The sequence below is a fragment of the Streptomyces sp. S3(2020) genome (genome assembly GCF_013044505.1).
Classification (GTDB): Bacteria; Actinomycetota; Actinomycetes; order Streptomycetales; family Streptomycetaceae; genus Streptomyces.
The window spans coordinates 19,291-32,894 of record NZ_JABERD010000060.1 but is presented as its reverse complement, the minus strand read 5'-3'; the positions used below and the strand labels follow the sequence as shown (position 1 = coordinate 32,894).

Below are 13,604 nucleotides of genomic sequence, written 5' to 3'. Positions count from 1 at the left end.
TTAACCATGGAGACGGACTGTACGAGACATGAACCCCCGGCGAACGGCGGCGTGATCACCCCGCTGCCCGCGGGCACCCGCCTGCTGCACATCGGCCCCCACAAAACCGGGACGACCTCGATCCAGGGCGCGATGTTCGCCGTCAAGGACCGGCTCGGCGCGTACGGGGTCGACTGGCCGGCCACCACCCGGCACCCCATGGAGGCCGCCCTCGCCGCGTGCGCCAGGCCCGCGATGATGGGCGACACCGTGCCCACCGACCAGCACTGGACACGCCTCCTGGCCCAGGTGCAGGCCTCCGGGAAGCGGACCTCGGTGGTCAGCAGCGAGTTCTTCGCCGACGCCGAGGACGACGCGACCATCGCGCGGATCGTCGAGCAGCTCGGCGGCGACCGGGTCCATGTCCTGATCACCCTGCGCCCACTGGCGAAGATCATGCCCTCGCAGTGGCAGCAGTACGTGCAGAACGGTCTGCGCATGGGCTACGAGGACTGGCTCACGCACATGCTGCGGAAGGCGCCGTACGAGAAGCCCAACCCCAGCTTCTGGCGCCGCCACCGGCACGACCGGCTGGTCGAGCGCTGGGTCCGGGCGGTCGGCCCGCAGCGGATCACCGTCGTCGTGGTCGACGACCGGGACCGGGGCGGACTGATGCGCACCTTCGAGCGGCTCCTCGGACTGCCCGAGAATCTCCTCCAGCCGGTCCCGGACACCGCGAACCGTTCGCTCACCCTCGCCGAGACCGAAATGCTGCGGAATCTTAATAAGGAATTCCGCGGCAATGGGCTGCCCGACGAGTTGTATTCCAAGCTCGTCCGCAACGGCGCGGTCATGCATATGAAGAACGCGTGCAGCCCCTCGCCCGAGGACGTGAAGATCAGCACCCCGGGCTGGGCCGTCGAGGCGGCCGCGGAGCTCGGCGCCGAGATGGTCGGACGGATCGCCACGATGGGCGTGCGGGTGCTGGGCGACCCGGCGCTGCTGTCCGCCGTACCGCCGCCGCCCGTGTGGGAGGCGCCCGCCGAACCGCGCGTCGCGCCCGAGGTGGCGGCCCAGGCGCTGTACGGCGCGCTCGCCGCCGCGGCCGCGGCACCGGTCCGGCACACCGCCCCGGCCAAGTCGCGCACGGTGCACCAGACGTCGTCCAGGGAACTCATGAGGGTGCTGGGGCATCGCTGTCTGAAGAAGCTGCGCGGGCACTGACCGCTTGTGCGCTTACTCACAGCAATTCCACGGGTGTCCGATTCAGGACTCCCGCGGTCACCAGGAGTACAAGGTGAATGACAGATGGCGCGCACATATGCGGCGGAGGGCGCTCACCTTGCACTGCGGTAACCCCAAGTGGGACCATTTCCGAGTTCCCTGTCGCCCCGAGGTAGGTCATCTGTGTCCCAGCACATCGCCAAGCCCCGTACCACCGCAGTGATCCTGGCCGGCGGTACCGGTCAGCGCGTGGGTCTTTCGATCCCCAAGCAGCTGCTGAAGATCGCCGGCAAGGCAGTCATCGAGCACACCCTGACCACCTTCGAGAACGCCGACTCGATCGACGACATCATCGTCCTGATGGCGCCGGGCTATGTGCCGGACATAGAGAAGATCGTGGCCAAGGCCGGCTTCACCAAGGTCAAGAAGGTCATCGAGGGCGGCTCGACGCGGAACGAGACCACCGAGCGCGCCATCGAGGCGCTCGGCGAGGGCCTGGCCGAGGGGGAGGACCGCAACGTCCTGTTCCACGACGCCGTCCGCCCCCTGCTCTCGCAGCGCGTCATCGACGACTGCGTGGTCGCCCTGGAGCGCTACCAGGCCGTCGACGTCGCCATCCCGTCCGCGGACACCATCATCGTGACGCGTACGCACGGTGAGGACGGCGAGTTCATCACCGAGATCCCGGACCGCTCCCGGCTGCGCCGCGGCCAGACCCCGCAGGCCTTCAAGCTGTCCACGATCCGGCGGGCCTACGAGGTCGCCGCCGGTGACCCCAACTTCCAGGCCACGGACGACTGCTCGGTCGTGCTCAAGTACCTGCCGGACGTGCCGATCCACGTCGTCGCGGGCGACGAGTACAACATGAAGGTCACCCAGCCCGTCGACGTCTTCATCGCCGACAAGCTCTTCCAGCTGGCCTCCACCGCCGCGCCCGAGCAGGTCGACGAGGCTGCCTACCGCGAGCTGCTGACCGGCAAGACCGTGGTCGTCTTCGGCGGTTCGTACGGCATCGGCAAGGACATCGCCGAACTCGCCGAGTCCTACGGCTCGAAGGTGTACGCGCTGGGCCGCTCCACCACCGGCACGCACGTCGAGAACCCCGAGGAGGTCGACGACGCGCTGTCCAAGGCGTACGCCGAGACCGGGCGCATCGACTACGTCGTCAACACCGCCGGAGTACTGCGCATCGGCAAGCTGGCCGAGACCGACAACGCGACCATCGAGGAAGCGCTGAAGGTCAACTACCTCGCCCCGGTGCAGATCGCACGTTCCAGCTACAAGTACCTGGCGGAGACCAAGGGCCAGCTGCTGCTCTACACCTCCAGCAGCTACACCCGCGGCCGCGCCGAGTACAGCCTCTACTCCTCGACCAAGGCCGCGATGGTGAACCTCACCCAGGCCCTGTCCGACGAGTGGGCCGGCGACGGTGTCCGCGTCAACTGCATCAACCCGGAGCGCACCGCGACCCCGATGCGCACCAAGGCCTTCGGTCAGGAGCCCTCGGGCACCCTGCTCTCCTCCGAGGCCGTCGCCCGCACCTCGCTCGACGTGCTGCTGTCCGAGCTCACCGGCCATGTCATCGACGTGCGCCAGCAGGACCCCACCGCCGCCGCGGGCAAGGCCTCCGGGTTCGAGCAGGCACTTGCCAGTGTCCTGGACCGTCAGGACGGCGTGGCATAATCAAACGCAATTAGACATCTGCTATTCAGGCCTCTGTGGCTGCCCGTTATCGGAGCATTCGCAGGGGCCTGAATCAGTACCTCCCGCGAATTTCTCACCTTTTCGCTGTACCTCAGAACCACACCGGCACTCCCCCTCCAAGAGCAGGTTCCTCTGTGATAACCAGAGCCATTCGCGTCGCCCGGGTGGGCAGCGCGGCCGAGCTGGCCGCGGCGGCCCTCATGATCCTGGGCTTCCCGGCGCTCATGCTGGCCGCGCTCGTCCCGAGCGTTCCCGCCTTCACGGCCGCCGCCGCGGTGACGTACCTGGCGGACCACTATCTGCACCGCCAGGGCAGCTATCTGATCAACCGCCTGAGCAAGGTGCGCGCGGGTCTGTCGATCCGCTTCCTGATCCGGCAGCTGCTCCTGATCCTGCTGCTGGCCCGGCTCGACCTCGCGGACGGCCTGGTCTTCTACGGCGCCGTCGCGTGCTTCATCGCCTTCTACGGCCTCCAGGCCCCGCACGGCGCGCTGGTCACCCTGATCCGCAACCGCCGCCGGATGCCGGTCGCCACCCGCAACGTCGACCTGAAGTCCCGCATCCGCATCCCGGACGCCCCGCCGCGCCCCCTGCTCAACCGCTCCGCCGAGAAGATGCTGCACCTGGACCTCGCCGCCGTGATCGGCGTGCTGGTCTCCGCGGCCATGGACGAGACCCTCGCGGCGTTCGTCGGTATCGGCGTGACGATAGCGCTGGGCACCCTGTACGTCGTCGCGCTCATGCCCTACGTCCGCGGCAGCAAGATCCCGCCGAACGCGGAGACCGTGCTGGCCGCCGTCGACGAATGGCTGGCCGGCTACCGGCCGGAGACGGTGCTGTACTTCTCCGGCTCCAAGGACTCGGCGTACCAGGTCAACATGTGGCTGGAGACCATGGAGCAGCTGGACTCCAAGCCGCTGATCATCCTGCGTGAGCGGGCCATACTGAACAACCTGGCCCCCACCACGGTCCCCGTCGTCTGCGTGCCCGGAGGGGTGCACCTGATGAACATGGACCTGACCAACGTGCGCGTCGCGCTGTACGCGGCGAACGTCGGCAAGAACATCCACCTGCTGCGCGTCCCGACCATGAAGCACGTCTTCATCGGCCACGGCGACAGCGACAAGCTCGCCAGCGTCAACCCGTTCAGCAAGGTGTACGACGAGGTGTGGACCGCCGGCCGGGCCGGCCGCGACCGCTACGCCATCGCCGACGTCGGCGTCCGCGACGACGACATCGCCGAGGTCGGCCGCCCGCAGCTGGCGCCCATCCAGACCTGGAACGGTGTGCCCGAGGGCCGTATCCCCACCGTGCTCTACGCGCCCACCTGGGAGGGCTGGGACGGCGACCCGGGCAACACCTCGATCGTGCTGGCCGGCGAGAACATCGTGAAGAAGCTGGTGAAGGCCGACCCGCCGGTCCGGGTCCTGTACAAGCCGCACCCCTTCACCGGCACCGTCAGCAAGGAGGCGGGGGCCGCGCACGCGCGGATCACCGCCCTGGTGGAGAAGGCCGGCGCCGAGCGGGCCGGCGACGCCCGCTTCACGGCCGACGCGGCCGACCGGACGCGGGCCAAGGCCGATCTCGTCCGGATCGAGGCACGGATCGCCGAGCTGTCCGGCCGCGGCGGCGACAAGGGCGACGAGGCCGAGGCCACGCGTGACGGTGTGGTCGACGTGGCCAGGCACGAGGAGATCGCCCGGCTGCGCGCCGAGTGGAACGACGCCTACTGGCGCTCCGTCGGCACCTTCGAGCACCGGGTCATCACCGGCGCCGAGCCGCGGCTGTACGACTGCTTCAACGTCTCCGACGCGATGGTCTCCGACATCTCCAGCGTGGTCTCCGACTTCATCGCGAGCGGCAAGCCGTACGCGGTGACGGACTCCGCCGAGCTGGGTGTGGAGGAGTTCAAGCGGCAGAACACCGCGGTGCGCGCCGCCACGATCCTGTCCAACAGCGCGGCCGAACTCGGCGGTCTGCTCGACGCGGTCCGCGACCCCGCGGGCGACCCGCTGGCGGAGGACCGCAAGGAGCTCAAGCAGTATCTGCTGGGCCCGGACGAGCCGACGTCCATCGAGCAGTTCAACACCGCGGTCGGCAACCTCGCCGCCAAGGCCGAGACCCGCAATGTCGGCCAGGAGTCACGGGCGGCGGCCGGAGCCGCGGAGGCCACGACCAAGGCCTGACCAACTCGCCGTCAAAAAGGGCCCTGTTTTCGAGGACTGATCCTCGAAAACAGGGCCCTTTTACGTACGTCATGAGGAACACGTTCCCAGCGATCGTGACCTGCGCCACAAAAAAGCTATGAACGGGCAACCGCTTCCCGTCCTCGTCCGTCTACTAAGTTGCGAATAAGCCAATACAGGGGGAATGCCCAATGACCAAGGGTTCCTCATGATCTGGGGGAAATGTGACCGTGCCGCAGCCTGATGTGACCGTGATCATCGGGGCGTACGACGCGATGCCGTACCTGGTCGAGTGCCTCGCGTCCGTCGAGGCCCAGACCATCGACCACGCGCGCATCGAGGTCATCGCGGTCGACGACGGCTCCACCGACGGCACCGGCGCGTGCTTGGAGGAGTTCGCGGACCGCGCCGACATGCCGGTCACCGTGATCCGCCAGGACAACTCCGGCGGCCCCAGCGGCCCGCGCAACGTCGGACTGGGCAAGGCCGCCGGACGGTACGTGTTCTTCCTGGACGCCGACGACCGGCTCGGCCCCGAGGCCCTTGAGCGGATGGTCGCGATGGCCGACCGCAACGGCACCGACGTCGTCCTCGGCCACGTCGAGGGCATCAACCGCAAGCCGCCGCAGTCGATGTGGGGGCGGACGCTGGAGCGCACCGACATCTGGTCGTCCAACATCAAGTTCACGCTGAGCGCGCAGAAGCTGTTCCGCCGCGACCTGCTGGACCGTCACGGCATGCGGTTCGACGAGTCGTTGTGGACCGGCGAGGACGCCCTGTTCACCATGGAGGCCTATCTGCGGGCCGACGGCGTCTCGCTGATCGACGACTACACCTGCTACTACCTGGTGGGCCGCGAGGACGGCAAGCACGTGACGAAGAGCGGGAGCTACACCCTGCGCTTCGACTCCGCGCGCGCCCTGATGAACCTGATCGCGGAGATGGTCCCGGCGGGCCCGCGGCGCGACATGCTCATGCTCCGCCCCTTCCTCGTCACGCTGCTCCCGCAGTTCGGCCCGAAATACCTGCGGGACAGCGAGGAGGTCCGACGGCACAAGCGGGAGCTGGCCAAGCCCCTGATGGACGCCTACTGGACCGACGAGGTCGCCCACCGACTCAGGGTCGACGAGCGACTGCGTCTCCATCTGGTGGCCGAGGAGCGGCCCGAACTCCTCGTGGAGGTCCTGGAGTTCCTGCGGGCCAAGAAGCAGGCCGCCGCGCTGCTGGAGAAGCGCGGCCGCCGCGTGTACCTCGCCTACCCCCACTTCCGCGACACCGCCGTCGGCATCCCCGACTCCGTCTACCTCGCCGAACCGCGCGAGGCCCGAATGTTCCCGGGGTACCGCGAGGGCGGGCTCGACTCCCTCGTCCGACGGGCACTGCGCAAGGCCCGCCGGATCCTGCCGGCCCGGGACGTCAGGCCTGCTGCGGTGGCGTGACGGACGGTTCCGCCGCCGCCGCGGCGGCGGGCTGCTCCTCCGTCTGCCGCTGGCCGGGGATCTCCGCCGCCAGCCGCTCCCGCATCCGCGCGCGGTGCTCCCGCGCCTCCGTGCACAGCGCCTGTACGGCGGCGTTGAAGCGCACCTGCGAGACCGGTTCCGCCGGACCCAGCAGATGGCGCTTCAACTCGGCCCGCTCCTCGACCAGTTCGTCCTTCTCGGGCTTGCGCACGGCGTCCAGCAGCTCCGCCACCCCGTCCGCGTCCGGCGTCAGCACGGTGGCGGCCCGGACCGTCGGGAAGCTCTCGCGGAACACCTCCTCGGACAGCCCGCTGGTGTTGGCCACCGCATAGGGCTTCCCGCTCGCCAGGAAGTCGCTGACCACGCTCGACACATCGCTGATGAGCAGGTCGGCCCGGTTGAAGCAGGCGTACAGCGTGGGCCGGGAGTCCGTGACGACCTGGTGCTCCCACTGCGGCAGCGAGGCCCAGTAGGCCTCCTCCCAGGCGGTCGTGGCCCGCTCCACCGCCTTCGCCCGTCCCTTCTGCGGCACCGACTGGAGCAGCATCCGCTCGACCTGGTCGGCGCCGGTGCGGAAGTCGGCCGTGGTGAGCCGGTCCAACTCCGCCGTTCGCGACGCGAGTTCCTCACCGGCGGCGGGCCGCGGACCGGTCCGCCGCCGGTTGGCGCTCCGGATCAGCTCCCGGATGCGCTGATCGGCCGCCCCGGCCCGCGGATCGACCGAGCCGGTCAGCGGATGCGGCTTGTAGAGCAGCCGGACGCCGTCGTCCGCGAGCAGCGCCCGTACGAGGTTCTCGCCGGCCGCGATCACCGAGGTGTTGCCCGGGTTGCCGTCCCAGCCCTCCCAGGTCGGCGCGTACAGGACGGTCATGAACGAGCCGGCGGGAGGCCCCGCGTACGGCCGTACGGCGTCCAGCTGGGGCCGTCCGGTCTCCACCACGTCCCGGTCGTCCACGCCGACCTCGGCCAGCGCGTACCGTTCGCGCGCCGCGGGACCGGCCACCCACACCTCGTCGTACGCCTTCGCGTACGGGTTGCACGAGGACAGCTTGTCGCTCTCGCCGTGGTTGACGAACGTGTGCCTGAGCGTCGGGATGCGCAGGACCTGGGAGGTCTTGCCGGAGTTGGAGGGGTGGATGAGGACCTGGAGCGTGGACTGCTCAAGGCGCATCAGGGTGGTGACCTTGGGCAGGCAGACGACGGGGATGTCGGTCGCCGCGATCTTCTGCACCATGAAGCGCTCACGCAGCACGACCACCGGCCGGGCGTCGAGCTTGGCCAGCGACTCCAGCCACATGTTCGCCTGGTACGCCGAGGACGCGCCGCCGGAGAAGTACAGGCCCACCGTCGGCCGGTAGTCGGCCAGCCACGCGTCGAACCAGTCGAGCACCTCCTGCTCGCCCGCGGGACGGCGGCCCGGCAGCAGCCGCAGCAGCAGCTCGCCCAGGCCCAGCAGGGCGAGCAGGAGCGACAGCGCGACCCCGGCCGCGGCGGCCGCGGGGACGTCCGTCGCCGCCGTGGCCGCGAGACCGGCGGTGGCCGGCAGCCCGAACAGCAGCAGACGGTGCCCGGGGCGGCGCAGCAGCAGGGCGGGCGGCGCGGTCGACAGGCGCAGCGCGGAGGCGTCGATGTTGCGGGTCACCACCGGCAGGGTGCGGGTGCGGCGGACCAGGACGGAGACCGCCTGGATCGCGAAGTGCAGAGCGTAGAAGACCAGCACACCGGCGATGAGCGGGGCGTACACCGACTCCCGCTCCTGCTCGCCCACCCGCAGCAGCCCCGCCACCAGCAGCAGGTCCCGCAGCATGTGCCGCACGGTGATGTCCGCGTGCGACTTGGCGAACACCGACATCATGGGCCGCTGCCACCGGTACAGCACGCCCTCCCCGGCCACCGAGGCGGCCGTCGCGACGAGCAGCAGCGGGATGTCGGGCAGGAGCGCCGCGACGGCCTGTGCGGTGAAGGCGGCGGCGAGCAGGGCCGTGACGAGGACCTGGGCCGCCCTGCGGCGCAGGGGGAGGGGCCTGCGGGGGCGCCTGAAGAGACGTTTCAGGGAGCGTCCGAGACGGAGTCTCTTCTGCCTTTTCGGTCTCTTCGGCCTCTTGGTGGAGCGCCGGCGGGGGAGGGAAGGGGGCACTGCGTCACTCCAAGGTCGTCGCAGGAGGTGCGCCCGGGTTAACGCCCGCCGACCTCTGGACGACACGCGCGTGTCCGGACGCCTTGCGACGACCGTGGAGTGGTAGTTGGTGCCCGGCCTGCCTGCCGCGCTACTGGCGGCCCGACTGGAGGGCCCGGCGGATGGGTGCGCCCACCACGCGGCGCGCACGGCGGTAGACCGACGGCGCCGGAACGCCCGCGACCGTCTTCGCGCCCCTGGAACCGGACTTGGCCCGGGCCAGGTCCCGCTTCAACCGCTCGTTGTCCAGCGTCAGTTCGGTGATGTGGCGCTGCATGAACGCCATCCGCGCGGCCAGCGAGGAGAGGTCCGCCTCCAGCCAGGGGCGCACCCCCGCGGGGAAGGACAGCTTGCTCATGCGCTTCTCGAAGGCCGCGCCGCCGTCGCCGTGCGTGAAGGTGTTCCGCAGGCCGTTGCGGTCGAGGAACGCCGTGAACCGCTCGAAGCGCTCGTGGTGACCGCTCACCAGCCCGCCGAAGTCCGCCTCCTCGTACAGCCGCGCCGGGTCCAGGTCCGCGGGCAGCCGGTCGATCCTGACGTGCGGGATCTCGAAGTAGCGGCACAGCTCCAGGGTCCGGGAGTCACCGACGAGCACGGTGGCGGGCGTGCCCGCGAGCAGCGCCGCGATGTTGCCGTGGATGCGGGAGCCGAAGGAGTAGTCGAAGTCGCGCAGGTCGTCGATCCAGGTGACCGGGTCGACGTAGACGCGGACCTTGTCCTCCCCGTACATCGGGTGGTCGGGGTGCGTCGGTATCGCCGTCACCTTGGCGTTCGGGTCCGACAGGTCCCGCCAGTGCAGCTGCCGCGCGTCGGAGAGGTTCTGGCCGATGAAGCGCAGGTGCGGATAGCGGGCGTGGTTCCGCTCGATGACCTTGCCCAGGCCCTGCTTCTGGACCGCGTTGTGCGACCCGTTGACCGCGATCCGGGACTCGGCGGTCAGCTCCGGCGACCGCTTCTGTACGTCGAGTTCCTTGCCGTACATGAACAGCGAGGGGCAGCCGACGGTCTCGACGTCCCGGAACCCCATGTCCTTGAGGTACTGCTCGGTGAACTCGCCGCGCACCCCGATGGAGGCGCTGCGGTCGAGCACCGCCGAGACGAACTCGCGCACGGACGGCTCGATGGGCTTCAGCCGCGCCGGGTCGTAGTCCAGCCCGGTCTGCGCGCCGACGCCGGCCACCACGACCGGGATCTTCAGCCGCTGGATGAGCCGCGTCAGCCGCTTGAGCTGCGGCTCGAAGGACGGGCGGAAGGCGTTCGCCAGCGGTACGACGAACGCGTCGTACTCCCGGTTGATCCGGGCCGCCTCGGACACCAGGGACTTGATGCCGTTCGAGACCACCTCGGTGTCCGGTGTCTCCAGCAGCTTGTGGGTGGCGTCGCTGAAGATCAAGTTGCCCGAGTTGGTGGCGATGAGGTCCCGCTGAAGGGACTCCTCCACGGATACGACGTCGAACGGGCTCTTGCCGGACCGGATCAGGATGCGCTTCACGCGGTGAACTTTAGGTGGCACAAACTTCAGAATAAATTTGGATCGTCTTTGATTTCTATAAGCAACCCCTACAACCTTTTTGCCGTATGCGAAGGGTGAGCAAGCGGTTACCTCCTGATGTGTCCGGGGGCTGGACCGATACGTCTCGCGCGGGCCCCTTCGCGTAGATTGCTGCCACGCGCGAGGAAGTGGGGACAGTGCAGGTGGCAAGCGTGAGGCCGGCCGTGAGCGGGGCCCGCAGGATCGTCGTCAAGGTGGGTTCCTCGTCGCTGACCACCGCGTCGGGCGGCCTGGACGCCGACCGGGTCGACGCGCTCGTCGATGTCCTCGCCAAGAGCCGCAGCGGGGGAGAGCGGGAGGTCGTCCTCGTCTCCTCCGGCGCCATCGCGGCCGGACTCGCCCCGCTGGGACTGCGCCGCCGCCCCAAGGACCTCGCCCGCCAGCAGGCCGCCGCCAGCGTCGGCCAGGGACTGCTCGTCGCCCGCTACACCGCCTCCTTCGCCCGTTACGGCGTCCGCGTCGGCCAGGTCCTGCTCACCAGCGACGACATGAGCCGCCGCTCCCACCACCGCAACGCCTCCACCACCCTCGACAAGCTCCTGGCGATGGGCGCGTTCCCCGTCGTCAACGAGAACGACACCGTCGCCACCGACGAGATCCGCTTCGGCGACAACGACCGTCTCGCCGCGCTGGTCGCCCATCTGGTCCGGGCCGACCTGCTGGTGCTCCTGTCCGACGTGGACGGGGTGTACGACGGCGACCCCAGCAAGCCCGGCACCTCGCGGATAGCTCAGGTGCGGGGACCCGCGGACCTGGCCGGCGTCGACATCGGCAGCACCGGCAAGGCCGGCGTCGGCACCGGCGGCATGGTCACCAAGGTCGAGGCCGCCCGGATCGCCGCCGCGGCCGGCATCCCCGTGGTGCTGACCAGCGCGGTCCACGCGGCCGACGCGCTGTCCGGCGGCGACACCGGCACCTACTTCCACCCCACCGGCAAGCGCTCCGCCGACCGGCTGCTGTGGCTCCAGCACGCCTCCACCCCGCAGGGCTCGCTGACCCTGGACGACGGGGCGGTCCGGGCGGTCGTCCAGCGCCGCAAGTCGCTGCTGCCGGCCGGGATCGCCGCCGTCGAGGGCGAGTTCAACGCCGGCGACCCCGTGGAACTGCGCGACGGCGAGGGGCGCGCGGTGGCCCGCGGGCTCGTCAGCTTCGACGCCAAGGAGATCCCCCAGCTGATCGGGCGTTCGACGCGGGAGCTGGCGCGCGAGCTGGGTCCGGCGTACGAGCGCGAGGTCGTGCACCGGGACGACCTGGTGATCCTCCAGCCCTGACCGCGACAGGAGTACGGCGAAGGTGCCGTGGAGGCCCCGTCGTAGCCGAAAACGGGGTGAACGTCCTGTCCGAGGAGTCGCCCTCAGGTGGACGTTCCGCAAAAGCGCCACGCGAACCCTTGCGGCCTGCTCAACTTTGTCTCAGGGACACATTCCGCACGACCACCGGGTCGGTCACTGAGTGAAGGAGGCCGTCGTGAGACGAGTGCGCCCTGGGGACCGGTCCCGCAGCGGTGCCGCCGAGGCCTCGTCGCGTGCGGCCGGTGAGGAGCGCGCCCTGACGAGCGTCGCGGCCGGCGACCGGTACGAGGAGCCGCGGGACCTGCCCCGCCTGTGGCACGTGACCCTCAGCGTCTCCGGGAAGGAGGCGCCGCTGAAGGAGGTGCGGCGCGGCCTCGAACAGCTCGCCCACGACCATCCCTTTCTGCTGACCAGCCGCTACGCCAACGACCACGCGGAGATCCGCTACTGGGAGGAGGCCCGCGATCTGCACGACGCGGCCGCCGTCGCCCTGCGGCTGTGGGGCGAGCACCGGCTGACCGCGGGGCTGCCGCCCTGGGAGATCGTCGGCCTGGAGGTCATCGACCGCGAGACCTACCACCAGCGCATCGCCGAGGGATATGGCCCGCTGCCGGCCACACCGGTGGGGGTTCACCCGTTCTGACGGCCGGTGGACGGATGTCTCGCGGTGTGGGATGAGCGGTGGCCGCCTCCGTAGGGCGCACTACCCTTCCCTCATGACCACGCTTTCGCCGTACGACTCCATGTCCCCGGTCACGCAGGCCGCCTACCGCGCCAAGGCCGCCGCCGCCGACCTCGCCCCGCTGCCGCGGGCCGAGAAGGACGACGCGCTGCTCGCCATCGCGGACGCGCTGGAAGTCCGTACGAGCGAAATCGTCGAGGCCAACGCCAAGGACATCGCCAAGGCCCGTGAGGCCGGCACCAGCGAGACCGTCATCGACCGGCTGACGCTGACCCCGGAACGGGTCCGCGCCATCGCCTCGGACGTCCGCGACGTCGTCGCCCTGCCCGACCCGGTCGGCGAGGTGGTGCGGGGGTCGACGCTGCCGAACGGCATCGACCTGCGCCAGGTCCGGGTCCCGCTCGGCGTGGTCGGGATCATCTACGAGGCCCGCCCGAACGTGACCGTGGACGCGGCGGCCCTGTGCCTGAAGTCCGGCAATGCTGTCCTGCTGCGCGGCTCGGCCTCGGCGTACGAGTCCAACACCGCCCTCGTGCGGGTGCTGCGCGACGCCGTGGGCGGGGCCGGGCTGCCCGCCGACGCCGTCCAGCTGGTGCCCGGCGAGAGCCGCGAGAGCGTGCGCGAGCTGATGCGGGCCCGCGGCCTGGTCGACGTGCTCATCCCGCGCGGCGGCGCCTCGCTGATCCGGACCGTCGTCACCGAGTCGATCGTCCCCGTCATCGAGACCGGCACCGGCAACTGCCATGTCTACGTCGACGCGCAGGCCGACCTCGACATGGCGATCGACATCCTGATCAACTCCAAGGCGCAGCGGCCCAGCGTCTGCAACGCCGCCGAGACGCTCCTCGTCCACCAGGACATCGCCCCCGAGTTCCTGCCCCGCGCCCTGGACGCCCTCGCGGAGGCCGGCGTGACCGTGCACGCCGACGACCGGGTGCTGGCGTACGCCAAGGACTCCGAGGCGACCGTCGTCGAGGCCACGGCGGAGGACTGGGAGACCGAGTACCTCTCCTACGACATCGCCGCGGCCGTCGTCGACTCGCTGGACAAGGCCGTCGAGCACATCCGGCTGTGGACCTCCGGCCACACCGAGGCCATCGTGACCACCTCCCAGCAGGCCGCCCGCCGCTTCACCCAGCTGGTCGACTCCACGACCGTCGCCGTGAACGCCTCCACCCGCTTCACCGACGGCGGCCAGTTCGGATTCGGCGCCGAGATCGGCATCTCCACGCAGAAGCTGCACGCGCGCGGCCCGATGGGGCTGCCGGAGCTGACGAGCACGAAGTACATCGTCACGGGCGACGGACACGTGCGCCGCTGAGCGAGCCCTATGAATTTCCGTACCGTCT

The 13,604-nt window shown here is 70.1% G+C and carries 9 protein-coding genes; 7 read left to right on the top strand and 2 right to left on the bottom strand.

The window, feature by feature from the left end:
- The first annotated feature begins 6 nt into the window (after positions 1-6).
- The 4 genes from HLK59_RS20625 (at position 7) to HLK59_RS20610 (ending at position 6,532) form a co-directional block, all read left to right on the top strand.
- Entirely contained in the window at positions 7-1,203 is a 1,197-nt protein-coding gene (locus HLK59_RS20625; RefSeq protein WP_171142953.1) for a hypothetical protein, read from the top strand.
- Positions 1,204-1,386: 183 nt separating this feature from the next.
- Complete coding sequence (locus HLK59_RS20620) at positions 1,387-2,886, top strand: bifunctional cytidylyltransferase/SDR family oxidoreductase (protein WP_171142952.1); 1,500 nt, start codon at positions 1,387-1,389, stop codon at positions 2,884-2,886.
- Between the two features lie 155 nt (positions 2,887-3,041).
- Complete coding sequence (locus tag HLK59_RS20615) at positions 3,042-5,093, top strand: hypothetical protein (protein ID WP_171142951.1); 2,052 nt, start codon at positions 3,042-3,044, stop codon at positions 5,091-5,093.
- A 224-nt stretch (positions 5,094-5,317) separates the two neighbouring features.
- Positions 5,318-6,532, top strand: a complete 1,215-nt coding sequence (locus HLK59_RS20610; RefSeq protein WP_171142950.1) for a glycosyltransferase family 2 protein — start codon at positions 5,318-5,320, stop codon at positions 6,530-6,532.
- On the opposite strand, the gene HLK59_RS20605 is transcribed toward HLK59_RS20610, so the two are convergent.
- Together HLK59_RS20605 and HLK59_RS20600 are read right to left on the bottom strand one after the other, a co-directional pair.
- Positions 6,510-8,531, bottom strand: coding sequence for a CDP-glycerol glycerophosphotransferase family protein (locus tag HLK59_RS20605; RefSeq protein WP_240982542.1), 2,022 nt, complete (start codon positions 8,529-8,531; stop codon positions 6,510-6,512). The two genes, HLK59_RS20610 and HLK59_RS20605, sit on opposite strands and share 23 nt — an antisense overlap.
- A gap of 289 nt (positions 8,532-8,820) precedes the next feature.
- On the bottom strand, positions 8,821-10,221 hold the full coding sequence (locus HLK59_RS20600; RefSeq protein ID WP_171142949.1) for a polysaccharide pyruvyl transferase family protein: 1,401 nt from the start codon (positions 10,219-10,221) through the stop codon (positions 8,821-8,823).
- Between the two features lie 224 nt (positions 10,222-10,445).
- On the opposite strand from HLK59_RS20600, the gene proB reads away from it, so the two are divergent.
- The 3 genes from proB (at position 10,446) to HLK59_RS20585 (ending at position 13,576) form a co-directional block, all read left to right on the top strand.
- Complete coding sequence (proB, locus tag HLK59_RS20595; protein ID WP_171142965.1) at positions 10,446-11,552, top strand: glutamate 5-kinase; 1,107 nt, start codon at positions 10,446-10,448, stop codon at positions 11,550-11,552.
- 196 nt (positions 11,553-11,748) lie between these two features.
- On the top strand, positions 11,749-12,216 hold the full coding sequence (locus HLK59_RS20590) for a hypothetical protein (protein ID WP_171142948.1): 468 nt from the start codon (positions 11,749-11,751) through the stop codon (positions 12,214-12,216).
- A 73-nt stretch (positions 12,217-12,289) separates the two neighbouring features.
- Entirely contained in the window at positions 12,290-13,576 is a 1,287-nt protein-coding gene (locus tag HLK59_RS20585) for a glutamate-5-semialdehyde dehydrogenase (RefSeq protein ID WP_171142947.1), read from the top strand.
- The last annotated feature ends 28 nt before the right edge of the window (positions 13,577-13,604 follow it).